Annotated in this window: 11 protein-coding genes; 6 read left to right on the top strand and 5 right to left on the bottom strand. The window is 71.1% G+C overall.

The window, feature by feature from the left end; all coding sequences use genetic code 11:
• Nucleotides 1–17: 17 nt before the first annotated feature.
• Genes eccCa through H4W81_RS41460 form a run of 3 tightly spaced genes read left to right on the top strand, consistent with a single transcriptional unit; the run spans nt 18 to nt 5,351 of the window.
• Nucleotides 18–3,998 (top strand): type VII secretion protein EccCa, encoded by a 3,981-nt coding sequence (eccCa, locus tag H4W81_RS41470; RefSeq protein WP_192779790.1) that lies wholly within the window; start codon nt 18–20, stop codon nt 3,996–3,998.
• Nucleotides 3,999–4,002: 4 nt separating this feature from the next.
• Nucleotides 4,003–4,290 carry a hypothetical protein gene (locus H4W81_RS41465; RefSeq protein ID WP_192779789.1) on the top strand — a complete coding sequence of 96 codons (288 nt, stop codon included), beginning with the start codon at nt 4,003–4,005 and terminating at the stop codon, nt 4,288–4,290.
• Nucleotides 4,287–5,351, top strand: a complete 1,065-nt coding sequence (locus H4W81_RS41460; protein WP_318782405.1) for a transglycosylase SLT domain-containing protein — start codon at nt 4,287–4,289, stop codon at nt 5,349–5,351. The genes H4W81_RS41465 and H4W81_RS41460 overlap by 4 nt, the downstream gene beginning before the upstream one ends.
• Nucleotides 5,352–5,365: 14 nt before the next feature.
• On the opposite strand, the gene H4W81_RS41455 is transcribed toward H4W81_RS41460, so the two are convergent.
• The 5 genes from H4W81_RS41455 to H4W81_RS41435 all read right to left on the bottom strand — a co-directional run bounded on the left by H4W81_RS41455 (nt 5,366) and on the right by H4W81_RS41435 (nt 10,721).
• The gene (locus H4W81_RS41455; RefSeq protein ID WP_192779788.1) at nt 5,366–6,379 is read right to left on the bottom strand and encodes a hypothetical protein; all 1,014 of its coding nucleotides are present in this window, start codon (nt 6,377–6,379) and stop codon (nt 5,366–5,368) included.
• The gene (locus H4W81_RS41450) at nt 6,379–6,738 is read right to left on the bottom strand and encodes a hypothetical protein (RefSeq protein WP_192779787.1); all 360 of its coding nucleotides are present in this window, start codon (nt 6,736–6,738) and stop codon (nt 6,379–6,381) included. Before H4W81_RS41450 ends, H4W81_RS41455 begins: the two co-directional genes overlap by 1 nt.
• 92 nt (nt 6,739–6,830) lie before the next feature.
• Nucleotides 6,831–8,951 carry a serine/threonine protein kinase gene (locus H4W81_RS41445; RefSeq protein ID WP_192779786.1) on the bottom strand — a complete coding sequence of 707 codons (2,121 nt, stop codon included), beginning with the start codon at nt 8,949–8,951 and terminating at the stop codon, nt 6,831–6,833.
• Nucleotides 8,952–9,049: 98 nt separating this feature from the next.
• Nucleotides 9,050–10,195: a S8 family serine peptidase gene (locus tag H4W81_RS41440; protein WP_192779785.1), complete on the bottom strand. Its 1,146-nt coding sequence runs from the start codon at nt 10,193–10,195 to the stop codon at nt 9,050–9,052.
• Nucleotides 10,196–10,448: 253 nt separating this feature from the next.
• A complete protein-coding gene (locus tag H4W81_RS41435; RefSeq protein ID WP_192779784.1) occupies nt 10,449–10,721 on the bottom strand; it encodes a WXG100 family type VII secretion target in 273 nt (90 codons plus the stop codon).
• A gap of 121 nt (nt 10,722–10,842) precedes the next feature.
• Here H4W81_RS41435 and H4W81_RS41430 point away from each other — a divergent pair, with 121 nt between their 5' ends.
• From H4W81_RS41430 to H4W81_RS41420, 3 genes are all read left to right on the top strand, one after another.
• Entirely contained in the window at nt 10,843–11,565 is a 723-nt protein-coding gene (locus H4W81_RS41430) for an SDR family oxidoreductase (RefSeq protein ID WP_192779783.1), read from the top strand.
• A 47-nt stretch (nt 11,566–11,612) separates the two neighbouring features.
• Nucleotides 11,613–13,358 (top strand): acetyl/propionyl/methylcrotonyl-CoA carboxylase subunit alpha, encoded by a 1,746-nt coding sequence (locus H4W81_RS41425; RefSeq protein ID WP_192779782.1) that lies wholly within the window; start codon nt 11,613–11,615, stop codon nt 13,356–13,358.
• Between the two features lie 72 nt (nt 13,359–13,430).
• Nucleotides 13,431–14,795, top strand: coding sequence for a hypothetical protein (locus H4W81_RS41420; protein WP_225959041.1), 1,365 nt, complete (start codon nt 13,431–13,433; stop codon nt 14,793–14,795).
• Nucleotides 14,796–14,966 lie beyond the last annotated feature (171 nt).

Raw genomic sequence — 14,966 nt, 5'->3', positions numbered from 1 at the left:
GGAGGGTTGTCCGGCCAGTGAGCATCGTCGTCGTGCGCCGCCCCGAGCGCCGCCCCAGCCCCAAGCCTCCACGCGGGGAGATCCTGCTGGAGTCTCCGCCCGAGATTCCCGAGGTGGAGCCGGCGGGCATGATGGGCGTGCTCACGTACGTCCCGATGCTGGCGGGCGCGGGCGCCATGGGACTGATGTTCACCGCGGGCGGCAACTCCAGCCCGCTCATGTACGTGGCCAGCGGCCTGTTCGGTGTCTCCATGCTCGGCATGACGATCGGGCAGATGGGCCGCAACGCGGGCGAGCGCAAGAACCGTCTCAACGGCCTGCGCCGCGACTATTTTCGCTACCTGTCACAGATCAGGCGCAAGGTCCGCAAGGCGGCCGTCCAGCAGCGTGAGGCGCTGGAGTGGAGCGGCCCCGCCCCTGACACGCTGTGGTGGGTGGCCATGGGGCCGCGCCTGTGGGAGCGCAGGCCGCGGGACGAGGACTTCGGCACCGTACGGCTCGGCACCGGTGTGCAGAAGCTCGCCGTGCAGCTCGTCCCCCCGGACTCCAAGCCGGTCGAGGACCTCGACGCCCTGTCGGCCGGCGCGCTGCGCAGGTTCGTCAGAGCCCACTCCACCGTGTCGGAACTGCCCGTCGCGGTGGCGCTCAACTCCTTCGCCAGGATTCACCTGGGCGGCGACACGGCCGCCGTCCGCGACCTGGTCAAGGCGATGATCGCCCAGCTCGTCGTCTTCCACTCCCCCGACGACATGCGGATCATGATCTGCGCGTCGAAGGATTCGATGCCGCAGTGGGACTGGGTCAAGTGGCTCCCCCACGCCCTCCACCCCGAGCAGAGCGACGCCGCGGGCCAGGTCAGGCTCATGGCCGAGAACCTCGGCCAGCTCGACCAGCTCGTCGGCGAGGAGCTGAAGGAGCGGGCCAGGTTCAAGCCGGGCGCGGCGGCCGAGGCGCTGCCGTACCACGTGGTGATCGTCGACGGCGGGCACGTCCCGCACGACTCGCAGCTCGGCATGGACGCCATCCAGGGCGTGACCGTGATCGACCTGTCCGGCGCGACCGGCGCCGTCGAGGAGCGCAGCACGCTGCGCCTGGACATCCAGCCCGACGGCTTCCACATGGTCAAGATCGACCATGCGGGGAAGCGCTCGACCAACAGACTCGGCGACCCCGACTTCCTCAACTACCTGCGCGCGGAGGGCCTGGCCAGGCAGCTCGCGCCGCTGCGCGCCTCCGCGGTCAGCGGGGGCGAGACGCAGGACGTGCTCGGCGCCAACACCTCGCTGACCGACCTGCTGGGCGTGGGCGATCCCGCCCGGCTGGATCCCTCGATGACCTGGCTGCCGCGCGCGGGCCGCAACAGGCTCAGGGTCCCCATCGGCCTCGGCGCCGACGGGCGCGTGGTCGAGCTCGACATCAAGGAGTCCGCCCAGGGCGGCATGGGCCCGCACGGCCTGGTCATCGGCGCGACGGGTTCGGGCAAGAGCGAGCTGCTCCGCACGCTGGTCCTCGGCCTGGCCATGACGCACTCCTCGGAGATCCTCAACTTCGTCCTCGTCGACTTCAAGGGCGGCGCGACCTTCCTCGGCCTGGACAACCTCTCGCACGTCTCCGCGGTCATCACCAACCTCGAGGACGAGCTGCCGCTGGTCGACCGCATGCACGACGCCCTGCACGGCGAGATGGTGCGCAGGCAGGAGCTGCTGCGCGCGGCCGGCAACTACGCCTCGCTGCGCGACTACGAACGCGCCCGCGAGCAGGGCGCCGACCTCGCCCCGATGCCCACGCTCTTCGTCGTGCTCGACGAGTTCAGCGAGCTGCTGACGGCCAAGCCCGAGTTCATCGAGCTGTTCGTGATGATCGGCCGCCTCGGCCGTTCGCTGGGCGTGCACCTGCTGCTGGCCTCGCAGCGCCTCGAGGAGGGCAGGCTGCGCGGCCTCGACACCCACCTGTCGTACCGGATCGGCCTGCGCACGTTCTCCGCCATGGAGAGCAGGGTCGTGCTCGGCGTGGCCGACGCCTACGAGCTGCCCTCCGCGCCCGGCAACGGCTACCTCAAGTTCGACACCACCGGGATGACCCGCTTCAAGGCCGCCTACGTCTCGGGCGCGTACCACGCCGACCCGGCCCAGGCCGCCGCGCAGGACGGCGGCGCCCCCTCGCACCAGGTCGTGGAGTACGGCCCCGCCTACTCCCCCGTCCCCGAGCCCGACGAGCCCATGGCCATCGCCCCTGTCGAGGAGGAGACCGGCGCGAACCAGCGCAGCCTCCTCGACGTGGTCGTCGCGCGGCTGGAGGGCGCCGGACCCCCCGCGCACCGCATCTGGCTGCCGCCGCTGGCCGAGCCGCCCACTCTCGCGCACCTGCTCCCTCCGCTGTCGGTCACCCCCGAGTACGGCCTGTCCACGACGGGCTGGACGGGCAGGGGCCGGCTGCACGCCGTCGTCGGCGTCATCGACAAGCCCTTCGAGCAGCGCCGCGACCCGCTGTGGCTGGACCTGTCGGGCGGCGGCGGCCACGTGGGCATCGCGGGCGGCACCCAGAGCGGCAAGAGCACCGCGCTGCGCACGCTCGTCACCAGCATGGCGCTCATGCACACCCCGCAGGAGGCGCAGTTCTACTGCCTCGACTTCGGCGGCGGCGCGCTCGCCTCCCTGGAGCCGCTGCCGCACGTGGGCGGCGTGGCCACCCGCCTGGACGGCGACCGCGTCCGCCGTACGGTGGCCGAGATCGCCTCCATCCTCGAGCAGCGCGAGCGGGAGTTCGCCGAGCAGGGCATCGAGTCGATCGTCAGCTACCGCCGGATGCTGTCGGAGGGCGCCATCGAGGGCGACGGCTGGGGCGACGTCTTCCTGGTCGTGGACGGCTGGCTGACGCTGCGCCAGGAGTTCGAGAACCTCGAGCCCGTCGTCACCGACCTGGCCGCCCGCGGCCTCGGTTACGGCATCCACATCGTCGCGGCCACCAACAAGTGGTCGGAGTTCAGGCCGGGCATCCGCGACCTGTTCGCCACCAGGGTCGAGCTGAAGCTCGGCGACGCCTACGAGTCGGAGGTCAACAGGAAGAAGGCGCTCGCGGTGCCCGAGGGCGTGCCAGGACGCGGCCTCACCAAGGACGGCCTGCACTTCCTGACCGCGCTGCCCAGGATCGACGGCGTGCAGACCTCTGACGACCTGGCCGTGGGGGTGCGCGGGCTCGTGCACGCCATCAGGGACTCATGGCAGGGCAGGCCCGCTCCCGCGATCAGGTTGCTGCCCGCGATCCTGCCCGCGCACACGCTGCCCCGTCCTGAGGAGACCGGTCCGCGCGTCGTCCCGATCGGCATCGACGAGGCCACGCTCTCTCCCGTCATGCTCGACTTCGAGGCCGACCCCCACTTCATCGTGGTGGGCGACAACGAGAGCGGGAAGTCCAACCTGCTGCGCCTCATCGCCGAGGGGCTGGTCGCCAGGCTCACCCCCGGCGAGGCCAGGATGATCGTGATCGACTACCGCAGGTCGCTGCTCGACTCCGCGGTGACCGACCACCGCATCGGCTACGCCGCCTCCAGCGCGGCGGCCGCCGACCTCATCAAGGACACCCGCGACGCGCTGGTCAACCGCCTGCCTCCGGCCGACCTGACGCCCGAGCAGCTGCGCGAGCGCAGCTGGTGGAAGGGCGCCGACCTCTACATCTTCGTCGACGACTACGACCTGGTCGCCACCTCGGGCAACCCGCTCGGCCCGCTGGTCGAGCTGCTGCCCCAGGCCCGCGACATCGGCCTGCACCTGGTCATGTCGCGGCAGATGGGCGGCGCGAGCAGGGCCATGTTCGACCCCGTCATCCAGCGGCTGAAGGACATGGCCACCCCCGCGGTGATCCTGTCCGGCAACAAGGACGAGGGTTACCTGTTCGGCAACGTCCGGCCGCACCCGCTGCCGCCCGGCCGCGGCTACTACGTCGACCGCCGCTTCGGCGCCCGCCTCTCCCAGACCGCCTACCTGACCGCTGAGGAATGATCTCGTGGATCTCCACTTCGAGGCACTCGACAAGTGCCGCTCCGACGCGCTCAAGGCCGCGGGGCAGTACGAGAGCGTCGACACCGCCATGCCCGTGAAGGCGAGCACGCCGACCGACTCCACGAACTTCGGCAAGGTCGGCGGCGCGGGCGGGCTGGCCGAGGCCGTCGACGCCGCGTGGAGCACGCTGTCGGACGAGCTCGGTCATGCGAAGAAGAAGCTCGGCGGCGTCGAAACGGCTCTGGACACCGTCATGGACAACGTGCGCGCGGCGCACAAGGCGACCTCGTGAGCTCCAAGGAGCGGCTGGAGGGCCTGCTGCGCGAGGTCAGCGGCAACCCCGACGGCATCCGCGACATCACGGCCGACTGGCGCTCGGCCGCGGGCGACGTCGCCGAGTTCGGCGCAGGTGTGGGCGCCGCCGTCCGCAACGTGGACGCCGCCTGGCACGGCAGCTCGGCCAACTCCTTCGTCTCCTACATGAGCGGGTATGGCAGAGCGGCCGACGGCCTGCACGACGCCCTTGCCGCCTGCGCGAACGCGCTCGACGCGGTGGCGACCGCGCTGGCCGACGCCAAGCCCAAGGTCCAGGCACTGCTGGACAGCGCGGCCACGGCGGTGACCGACTACGGCAAGCAGAACCCCGACGCCACATCCCAGCAGAAGGCGGCCGAGTCGGAGAAGATCTACGCGGCCAAGGCCGACACCGCCGAGGGGCACGTGCGCAAGGTCCGCACGGCGGTGAAGGACGCTAAGACGGCCGTCGACAAGCTCGGAGCCGACTACAAGAACGGCCGCGACACCTTCGCGGCCATCAGGGAGGCCGCCGCCCAGCCGTTCGTTCCCGAGCCGGGAAAGAAGATCGCGGGCTGGGAGCGCACCCCCGGCTACGGGGTGCGCGGGGAGGGCGGCGGCCCCGGCGGTTCCGGCGGCGGCTTCGGCGGCTACGGCCCCAGCGGGCCGCCCCCGGCTGCCGGTGGCGGCCCCGCGCCGACGGGGAAGATCAAGGAGTGGATCGAGCAGGCGACCGCGATCCTGGCCGAACAGGGCTACCCCGTCTCCAAGATGAACGCCAGCGACATCTGGATGATCATTCAGCACGAGTCGGGTGGCAATCCGCACGCCATCAACAACTGGGACTCCAACGCCGCCGCGGGCATCCCGTCCAAGGGCTTGATGCAGACCATCGACCCGACCTTCAACCGCTGGGCGCTGCCAGGGCACAAGGACATCTGGAACCCGGTGGACAACATCATCGCCGGGGTCCGCTACGCCATCGAGCGCTACGGCTCGGTCTCCGAGGTGCCCGGCGTGGTCGGCATGAAGACGGGCAGCGGCTACCGGGGGTACTGATCAGCCGCCGCAGGTCACCTCACGAAGCGCCAGCCGGGCGGGAAGATCAGCGCCCGGAGGCCGTGGCCCTCCAGCTTGGACGCCCACTGTTCCGGCGTGGCCGCGAGCTCCTCCTCGCCCTTGATCACGTTCTCCGTGGGCGTGTAGCCGTAGGCGGAGCCCATGAGCCTGGCCGTGAGCTCGCTTCCACGGCTGGCGGGCCCTGGCAGGCCGAGCTTCGCGAGGTCGTAGCCGACGATGTAGCCGGTGTTGGCGCCGACGATGACCCCGAAGTCCTCGGCGTTCTCCTTGACTCCGCCTACGGGCACGCCCCACGCCGCCTTGCTCGTCGCGCTCGCGGTGACCGAGCCCGCCGCGTAGGCCGCGCCGTCGATCAGCGCGTAGTTGATCGTCGTCAGCAGGTAGGTGGGGAAGGCCATGCGCAGGATCTGGACCGCCTTCAGCGCGAAGAGGCTCTTCAGCGCCTGGGCGAGCTTGGCCAGCCGGGCGATCTGCAGCGCGGCCCACGCCTTGGCCACGGCGTACAGGGCCGTGGTGAGCGGCTGGAAGGCGACCACCCACAGCACCTGCATGATGGCGTCGTCGATCTCCGCCAGTCGCTTGCGCACCTCCTCGACGAGGGCGGCGTAGGCGTCGCAGCCCGTCGCGATGACCCTGCAGTCCTTGGCGAACGCCGGAGGGAACAGGGCGATCCTCTCGGTGTAGAGCTTCTTGAAGGCGTCGACGGCCGCCCCGCCGTTGTGCTCCCACACCGACGCCGCGGCCTTGTCGGCCAGGTCGGCGATGCCGCCCTCGGGCTTGGCCCCGCCGTCGAGGTCGTCGGCGAGCTTCCTGAAGATCTCGGCCGCCTTGCGGAGCTGATCTGGGGGGATCTCGGGGGCCGTGACGCCCGCGTAGATCCGCAGCAGGATCATCGAGCCCGCCCCCGCGGCCAGGGCGATGGTCAGCAGGCGGTAGGGCGCCATCGGGTTGGCCATCTTGAGCAGGCCGTTCTTCCCGATGGACGGGTCGAACCCCGCCGCCGCCATCAGGAACCCTGCTTCGGCGGCCAGGAGTAGATCGGCAGGTCCTCGACCTTGAGGTCGTCCGCGATCCCCCAGTCGACGGTGGCGACGTTCTGCGAGATCGCGCGCAGCCCGTCGCCGACGTCCTCGTAGACCTCGGCGAACTGGCCGATGAGCTCGATCATCTCGTCTCTCTTCGGCGTGAACCACTCGACGAAGGCCTTGTCGACCTCCTCGTCGGTGGACCAGCCGCCGAGCCCGCGCAGCGCCTCAGCGGCCATGCGCACCGCGGCCCGGATGTCGGAGCCCGCGTCGTCAAAAGCGGGAGCCGCCCGTTTCCTCAGCTGGTGGTGGTCGACTTGCTGAGGGGGCGGCTCCGCCATGACTCACTCCCGTTCGTCCCGGATGCGATCATGTTGCGGCAGGGACATTACGGTCGTGCGGATTATCCGTTACGTTCGCGTATAGCCATTGTTCATCCGCAGTTGGCCCATCCCGCGCTCGTGCTCCCCGAGCCCGCGCTGCCGGAGTACTTCACGCACTTGCCCTTGGCGGGCAGGTAGACGGGACCCGCGTAGTACTTGAAGTTGCCGCTGTCGGTCTTGGAGCCGCCACCCTGAACCTCGAGCGTCGCGCTGACCGGGGTCTCCTGGCCGATGTTGGAGGTCTTCATGGTGACGACGCAGTTCTGACCCGCGCCGCTGTTGTAGAGCTGGTAGGTCGTGCCACCGCTGAAGGAGCTCTGGCGCTGCACGTAGTACCCCGAGCCGCACACCTCGGTGGCGGTGTGGGGGTTCTTCTGCTCCGCCGGGGGCGGCGGCGCGGTGGTCTTGGTCGGGGTGGGCGCCGGCTTCGGCGTCGTCTTGGTGGGAGTCGGTGTGGGCTTGGCCGTCGTCTTCGTCGGCGTCGGCTTGGGCTCCGCCGTCGTCTTCGTCGGCGTCGGCTTGGGCTCCTCAGTGGGCTTCTCGGAGGGCTTCTCGGAGGGCTTCTGCGTGGGAGTCGGCTCCGGGGTGGGAGTGGGCTCCGGGGTCGGAGTGGGCTCCTCGGTGGGCTTCTCCTTCTCCTTGGGCTTCTCCGTCGGCTTCTCGGAGGGCTTCTCCGTTGGCTCGTCCGACTTCTTCTCCGAGGCGCTCTCCGACGGCTTGGCCGTCGACGAGACCGTCACCGTCGCGGTGGGCTGCGCCACCTGCGGCTGCGTGCTGGGCACCGCGATCGACTGCGTCGGCAGGGGCGCCGAGGTGAGCTCCGGCACCTGTGGGCTGTCGGTCGTCCACTCGCTCGGCAGCACCAGCGGCCCCACTCCCGCGTCGTCGGCACCGGCCGACGTGGTGGCCCATGGCACGGTCACCGTCGTCGTGGGCTGCGGGAGCGGCTGCGCGTCACCGGCGGCGCCCACGGGCGCGTCGGTCGAGACGGCCGGCGACTCGGCCACCTTGCCCTCGGCGGCGGCGGGGCTGAGGTTCCCCACGGTGGTGTACTGGCTCGCGCCCCACAGCCCGAGGCCCGACATCAGCGCGACGACGCCGACACCCGCCACCAGCCCGAGGGGGAAGGACCTGCGGCGCGGGCTGCCCTGCGGCTGGGCCTGCGCTTGCCACACCTGCTGCGGCTCGCGCGGAGGAGGCAGCTGCCCCTGGCGGGGCTGGCCCGGCGGTCCCCACGCGGGCTGCGGGGTGACCCAGTCGGGCAGCCTCGGCGGCAGCTGGGCGTGCGGCGTCTGCACGGGAACGCCCTCGATGGGCGGCCCGACGTGGCCCGCCTGCGGCGGCACCGCCAGCTCGCCGGGACCGACCTGGGGCGGCACCATGACCGCGGTCTGCTGCGCCGCGCCCGGATCGCCGGCCGCGACCAGCTTGTCGGCGCTCTTGTCGCCGAGCAGCTGCAGCAGCGCGGTGTACGTGGTGGGCCGCTGGCCGACGTCCTTGGCCAGCGCCGCGACGACCACCTTGCGCAGGGGCTGCTCGAGGTCGCCCACGTCGGGCTTCTCGTTGAGCACGGCCTCACGGTCGTGGCCGAACGGCGGCTGTCCCGAGGCCGCGAAGACGACGGTGGCCGCCCAGCTGAAGATGTCGGCGTACGGCCCATGCTGCAGCCCGTTGAGCTGCTCGGGGGCGCGGTAGCCCATCTCGCCCTCGGGCTCGCCCGCGCCCGCGTCCGTCACCCTGGGGCCGTCGGCGCCGAGGATCACGTTGTACGGCGTCAGCCCCCGGTGCGACAGGCCCTTCAGGTGGATCGCGGTCAGCGCGGTGAGGATGCCGACCGCGGCGCGCTCCAGCGCGTCGCCCTCCAGGGGGCCGTCCGCCTCGACCGTCTCGGCGAGGCTGCGGCCCTCCACGTGCTCCCTGACGAGGTACGGCCTGCCGTCCACCAGCCCGGCGTCCAGCGTCCGCGCCACGTACGAGCTCGACACCCGCTTGGCCGACCGCAGCTGGTCGACGATCTCCTCACCGGCGTCGGTGAAGACCTTGATGGCGCGTACGGGACCGTCGTCGGACTCCTGGCCCAGGTAGACCACGCCCCGCGGTCCCTCGCCCACGCGCCCGAGAATCGAGTACTCGCCTACTTGCTCGGGATCGCCCGGACGCAGGGGGTGCATCTCAGTCCTTTCACACCACAGTGCAAGATCTCGGCATATTCAACCAAATCCGCACCATCCGTAACATGGGTTTCTGACACTTCATCGTCAGGACATCGTCAGTTCGCCCTGCCGGCCCGCCATCCCCTGCGCCGCCCCATCGGCACCAGCATCCGCGCGGCCACCACGATCCCGATCCCGGCCAGCGCGCCGCCGGCCACGATGAGGCCGAGCGAGATCGCGTGCTCGTTCACGGGCGGCACCTTGCTCACGACGCCCGCGGGCAGCGCGGAGGGAAGGGGCGGAGCCAGCGCGGGGCCGTTCTCCGAGGGCAGGATCGCGGTGACGGCGAGAAGGGGGTTCACCATGCCCGCGCCCGTTCCCTGGCCCGACGCGCCGTCCGCGGTGAGCATGATCCGCCGCTTCACCTGTGCCTGGTCGAGGCCGGGGAAGCGCGCGCGGACCAGCGCCGCCACCCCCGCGACGTACGGCGCGGCGTAACTGGTGCCTTCGAGGTCGGTGGCGAAGGACTTGCCTGTCCAGGTGCTGGTGATGGTCCCGCCGGGGCCGAGGACGGAGACCTGTCCCGCGGCATTGGAGAAGCTCGTGAGCCTGCCGTCCGGTCCCGCCGAACCCACCGAGATCACCCCCTCGTAGCTCGCGGGGTAGGCGGGAGCCGGGGTGCCGTCCTCCTTCTTGACGTTGCCTGCCGCGGCGACCACCACCACGTTGTTGGCCAGCGCGTAGGCGACGGCGGCCCTGATCCTGGGATCGTCCGCCTCCATCTCGATGGAGAGGTTGATCACGTCGGACTTGAGGTCGGTGGCGGTCTTGATGGCCTTGGCGAGGAGCTCGGGGTTGCCTTTCCGCTCCTCGTTGGTCTGCTTGAACGACAGGAGCCGGACGCCGGGGGCCACACCGTGGAACGCCACGCCCTTGAGGTGCTGGGCCGCGATGATGCCGGCGACCGCGGTTCCGTGGCCGATGCAGTCGCGGTAGCCGGTGCCGGTGAGATCGGCCTTGCCCGCGACGCGCAGCGAGGGGTGCGTCAGATCCACGCCGCTGTCGATGACGGCGACCGTCACGCCCTCGCCCCGCGTGATGGGCCACACCCGTTTGGGGTCGAGCCTGCGCTGCGCCCATGGCTCGGCGACGGCCAGCGTGCCTCTGGGCGGGTCGCAGACCTCCGGCGCCCGCACGGCCGCCGCGGGAGCGGTCAAGACCTGCGTTGCCAGCATCCCTGCCAGCAGTCCCCGAACGATCACGGCCCCAGAGCCTAGCTTGCCCCTTTTGCCGGACTAAAGCCCTCCGGACCCGGTACCCGCCCAGATCGCCCTTCCCCCAGAGAGATCCGGCCGGATCCCCTCACCAATGAACCCAGCCCGGCATCTGAGGGCGCGAGCCAGATCACCCCCCAGAAAACCCAGCCCGGCACCCACGGAGGGAGCGAGCCAGATCTCTCCCCAAAAGACGCCAGCCCGGCACCTACGGAGGGGCCGGGCTGGGAGGAATGAGGCGTCAGCGGGTGGCCGACTCGATGTTGCCCCGATAGGTGTTGATCACCCGAGCCGCCTCCTGCAGCTCCTCCGCCATCCGCTGGAAGGAGGCCCGGTAGCTCTGCCACGCGCCGCCGAACCGGTCGGCCCCCGGCCCGGTCCACGCGGTGCCGACCTTGGCCGCCTCACGATCCAGCGCCGCCATGGTGCTGCGCACCGCCTCGGCCTGCTGGGTGAACTGGGTGGCCATCTGCTGCATCTCCGCAGGGTTGCCACCGAGCAAGTTGTGCGTCATGCGCTCCTCCAGATTCGACCGACGGGCGCCCTCACGATAGGCAGGCAACCCCGCCGTCGCCCCGGGTTATGCCGAGCGGCTATGGTCCTCCAGAGGATTGTTCGGATAAAGGGGGACAAGCATGCGCGAGGTTGTGGTCACCGGCGGAGGAACCGGCATCGGCTACGCCATCGCCGCCGCGTTCGCCGCACAGGGCGACAAGGTCACCATCACCGGCCGCCGTGAGCAGGTCCTGAAGGACGCCGCGGAACGGCTCGGCGCGTCCTACGCCGTCTTCAACGCCGCCAGCCCCGTCGCCGTGCAGGAGGCGCTCACCCTGCTGCCCAGGACGGTCGACGTGCTGGTCAACAACGCGGGCGGCAACACCAACCTCGAACGCGGCAAGCCTCAGGACGAGGACCTGATGGACGTCGCCGAGGCCTGGTGGGCCAACCTCAACGCCAACCTGATGTCGGCCGTCCTGGTCACCACCGCGCTCCTGCCGCGCCTGGCCAAGGGCGGCAGGATCGTCTCCATCGGCTCCATCGCCGCGCGGGGCACCGGTTCGGGCTCGTACGGCGCCGCCAAGGCCGCCATGGAGTCGTGGACCGCCGATCTGGCGGCCGAGCTCGGCTCCAGGGCGACGGCCAACGTCGTGGCGCCCGGCCTCGTCGTCGACACCGAGTTCTTCCGCGGCCGCCTCACGCCCGAGGGCGTCAAGCACCGCGTCGAGAGCACCCGCAACGGCCGCGCCGGCACGCCCGACGACATCGCCGAAACCGTCCTCTTCCTCGCCTCCCCCGGTGCGGGTCATCTCACGGGGCAGGTCCTCCACGTGAACGGCGGCGCCTACCTCGGCAGGTGACCGCCCTAGACTCCTTTGCAGACCTGGTCGAGAAGGGAAAGACGTCGGTGCGGAAAGTTCTGATCGCCAATCGTGGCGAGATCGCCGTGCGGATCGCCAGGGCGTGCGAGGACGCGGGGATCGCCAGCGTCGCCGTCTACGCCGAGCAGGATCTCGACGCGCTCCACGTCAAGGTCGCCGGTGAGGCCCACGCGCTCGGCGGCCGCTCGCCCGCCGAGACCTACCTCGACATCGCCAAGCTGCTGCGGATCGCCGCCGAGACCGGGGCCGACGCCGTCCATCCCGGGTACGGCTTCCTCGCCGAGAACGCCGACTTCGCCCAGGCCGTCATCGACGCGGGCCTGACCTGGATCGGCCCGCCGCCCTCCGCCATCGCCGCGCTCGGCGACAAGGTCCAGGCCAGGCACATCGCGCAGAAGGTCGGCGCGCCCCTGGTCGCGGGCACCAAGGACCCGGTCTCGGGCGTCGAGGAGGTGCTCGCCTTCGCGCGCGAGCACGGGCTGCCCATCGCGATCAAGGCCGCGTACGGCGGCGGCGGGCGCGGCATCAAGGTCGCCAGGACGCTCGAGGAGGTTCCCGACCTCTACGAGTCGGCGGTGCGCGAGGCCGTCACCGCCTTCGGCCGCGGCGAGTGCTTCGTCGAGCGCTACCTCGACCGCCCCCGCCACGTCGAGACCCAGTGCCTGGCCGACACGCATGGCAACGTGGTCGTGGTCAGCACCCGCGACTGCTCGCTGCAGCGCCGCCACCAGAAGCTCGTGGAGGAGGCGCCCGCCCCCTTCCTCACACCCGAGCAGGTCGAGACCCTCTACACCAGCTCCAAGGCCATCCTGCGCGAGGCGGGCTACGTCGGCGCGGGCACCTGCGAGTTCCTCGTCGGCCAGGACGGCACGATCTCCTTCCTCGAGGTCAACACCCGCCTGCAGGTCGAGCACCCGGTCACGGAGGAGGTCGCGGGCGTCGACCTGGTGCGCGAGATGTTCCGCGTCGCCGACGGCGAGCCGCTCGGCTACGACGACCCGCCGCTGCGCGGCCACTCCATCGAGTTCCGGATCAACGCCGAGGACCCGGGCAGGAACTTCCTGCCCGCTCCCGGCACCCTGACCGTGATGCGCGCCCCCTCGGGCCCCGGCGTACGGCTCGACTCCGGCTACGAGGAGGGGATGACCGTCCCCCAGACCTTCGACTCGCTGGTCGCCAAGCTCATCGTCACCGGACGCACCCGCACCGAGGCGCTCGAACGCTCCCGCAGGGCGCTGGCCGAGTTCGAGATCGACGGCATGCCGACGGTGCTGCCCTTCCACCGGGCCGTGGCCGGCGACCCCGCCTTCACCGCCGAGCCGTTCGCCGTCCACACCCGGTGGATCGAGACGGAGTGGGCGGGCGGCGTCCCGCCGTACACGGGGGGCGTGGAGTCCGGTGAGCCCTCCGCCAGGGAGAGCGTGACCGTCGAGGTCGGCGGCAAGCGTCTGGAAGTCGTGCTCCCCGCCGGGTTCGCCGCGGCGGCGCCCAAGCCGGCGGCCGGCAGGCCGTCCCGCAGGAAGGCGGGCGCCGCCAAGAAGGCGGCGGCCGGTGGCGACGCGCTGGTCAGCCCCATGCAGGGCACGATCGTCAAGGTCGTGGTCGCCGACGGCGACACGGTGGCCGAGGGGGACACGATCGTCGTGCTCGAGGCGATGAAGATGGAGCAGCCGCTGACCGCGCACAAGGCGGGCACCGTCACGGGCCTGGTGGCGACCGTGGGACAGACCGTCACATCAGGGGCGGCCATCTGCGAGATCAAGGACGCCTAGCGGGTAGGTTCGGAGACGAGGAACTCTGCCAACCGCTCATTCGTCCTAAAGGACGAAGGAGGCTTGCTGCCAATGACCCATCCGCTGCGCCGGACGACGGCCGCGATCGCGGCTCTGATCGCCGGTCTGTTCGCCGTTTTCGCGCTTTCGCCCGCCGCGCACGCCGCGGCCCCACCCGACGTCAACACCGTGGTCACGACCTGGAAGGGCGGGGACCCGCTCTTCGTGCAGTCAGGCTCGCCGCTCACCTCCGATGAGCAGTCCGGCATCCGCGACGCGCTCAAGGGCGCCGACAACAAGATCTACGCCGTGGCACTGCCCGACAACACGGTGCAGGAGTCGGAGCTGGGCACCTACTTCTCCTCGCTGGGCAAGGCCCTCGACGCGGCCGGCCGCCCGATGGCCACCATCGCGGTCATCGACGGCAAGAGCCTGTTCGCCGCCTCCAGCCAGGTGAAGCAGTCCCTCGTGACCCGGATCGTCAACCTCTCCGTCAACGCCAACTCCGGCGACATCGTGGCGGGCATGGAGGACTTCACCAACCGCATCGACCTGGCGGCCGCGGGCAAGCGTTCGGCCCTCGACACCGGCAGCACCGCGGGCAGCGAGGGCTCCGGCACCGGCGCGCTGGTGGGCCTCGGCGTGCTGGCCCTGGTCGGCGGTGGCGGCTACTTCCTCTACTCCAAGAACAAGAAGAAGAAGCTGGAGGAGCGGCGCCTCGCCGAGCTCACCGCGGTCAAGACCACGGTGGAGGAGGACGTCACCAAGTTCGGTGAGGAGATCACCGCGCTCGACAGCGACGTCAGGCTCGCGGGCGCAGGCGGTCAGAACATCACCGAGTGGCAGACCGCCCTCGACTCCTACGAGAAGGCCAAGGAGCAGCTGGTCACCGTGCAGCAGGCCGAGCAGGTCCGCGACGTCACCACGACGCTCGAGGACGGCCGCTACGCGCTGGCCGTGGTGAAGGCCAGGGTCAACAACGAGCCCATCCCCGAGCGGCGGGCGCCCTGCTTCTTCAACCCGCAGCACGGTCCTTCGGTGCGCGACGTGCGCTGGGCCCCGGCCGGCGGCGCGCCCCGCGAGGTGCCCGCCTGCGCGGCCGACGCCATGGCGGTGGAGGGCGGCTACGACCCGGAGACCCGCCAGGTCATGGTCAACGGCCAGTACCGCCCGTACTACGACGCGGGACCGGCCTACCAGCCCTACGCCTACGGCTACTACGGCGGCTTCGGCGACGTCATGACCATGATGTTCGTCGGCACCATGATGGGCAGCATGCTCGGCGGCGGCTTCGGCATGGGCGGCTACGGCGCCGGCTACTCCGACGCGGGCGCGGGCGACTTCGGCGGCGGCGACATGGGCGGTGGCGGTGGCTGGGGCGACTTCGGCGGCGGCGGCGACTTCGGCGGTGGTGACTTCGGCGGCGGTGACTGGTAACCACCCCTGCCTCCGGTCCTGAACGGACGGGCCCCGGTGAGCTTCTCACCGGGGCCTTTCCGCGTTCCACGGCACACAGCTGTGACTCCTGGGGACCGTGTGGCCCCCGGGGCTTTGTAAGCTGAAGGTCAAGCAACCGCCTGGCGGACCCATGGGGCCGGTGGCAAGGAG

It is taken from the genome of Nonomuraea africana (genome assembly GCF_014873535.1).
In the GTDB taxonomy this organism is placed as follows: Bacteria; Actinomycetota; Actinomycetes; order Streptosporangiales; family Streptosporangiaceae; genus Nonomuraea; species Nonomuraea africana.
The sequence above is the reverse complement of the archived record's forward strand: the minus strand, read 5'-3'. Positions and strand labels throughout refer to the sequence as shown.

Bases quoted from the DNA above. Each gene is read 5' to 3' on its own strand.
- H4W81_RS41455 (WP_192779788.1), bottom strand. From the start codon at position 6,379: ATGGCGGCGGCGGGGTTCGACCCGTCCATCGGGAAGAACGGCCTGCTC.
- H4W81_RS41450 (WP_192779787.1), bottom strand. From the start codon at position 6,738: ATGGCGGAGCCGCCCCCTCAGCAAGTCGACCACCACCAGCTGAGGAAA.
- H4W81_RS41445 (WP_192779786.1), bottom strand. From the start codon at position 8,951: ATGCACCCCCTGCGTCCGGGCGATCCCGAGCAAGTAGGCGAGTACTCG.
- H4W81_RS41435 (WP_192779784.1), bottom strand. From the start codon at position 10,721: ATGACGCACAACTTGCTCGGTGGCAACCCTGCGGAGATGCAGCAGATG.
- H4W81_RS41430 (WP_192779783.1), top strand. From the start codon at position 10,843: ATGCGCGAGGTTGTGGTCACCGGCGGAGGAACCGGCATCGGCTACGCC.
- H4W81_RS41420 (WP_225959041.1), top strand. From the start codon at position 13,431: ATGACCCATCCGCTGCGCCGGACGACGGCCGCGATCGCGGCTCTGATC.